1 protein-coding gene is annotated in these 513 nt (G+C 71.5%); it reads right to left on the minus strand.

Features of this window, described 5'->3' with window-relative positions; translation table 11 throughout:
- Positions 1-381, minus strand: a 381-nt coding sequence (locus tag AC5RV2_RS18890) for a GTP-binding protein (protein WP_494093603.1), incomplete at its 3' end; no start/stop codon positions are given.
- Between the last annotated feature and the right edge of the window lie 132 nt (positions 382-513).

Below are 513 nucleotides of genomic sequence, written 5' to 3' on the forward strand. Positions count from 1 at the left end.
CGCGAGGACCTCGCCGGCCCGGCCCGGGGCGCGGTCGCTGCGGGTCAGCACCACCAGCCCGTGGTTGATGCCCAACGCCGCGACAACGTCCCGATGATCGCTGGATTGGGCCTGCCAGCCTTCGTCCACGGCGACGACGAAACACACGGCCGGAACGGGTCCGAGCCCGGCCAGCATATTGCCCAGGAACTTCTCATGTCCGGGCACGTCCACGAGCGCCACGTCCCTGCCCGACGGAAGCACGGTCCAGGCGAAACCCAGGTCGATGGTCAGACCGCGGCGCCGTTCCTCGGCCCACCGGTCGGGCTCCATTCCGGTGAGCGCGCGCACGAGGGTGCTTTTCCCGTGATCGACGTGTCCCGCGGTGGCCAGCACGAACATGTCAGGACCCCGTGGTCCGCTGCCGGTCTTCGACATGCGTCAGCGCCGAGCGCACGGCGGCGGCGAGCCGCTCGTCGTCGGCCTCGGGCACGCAGCGCAGGTCCACCAGGCAGGCACCGCGGTGGACCCGGG

The organism is Arthrobacter sp. Y3225116 (assembly GCF_059091245.1).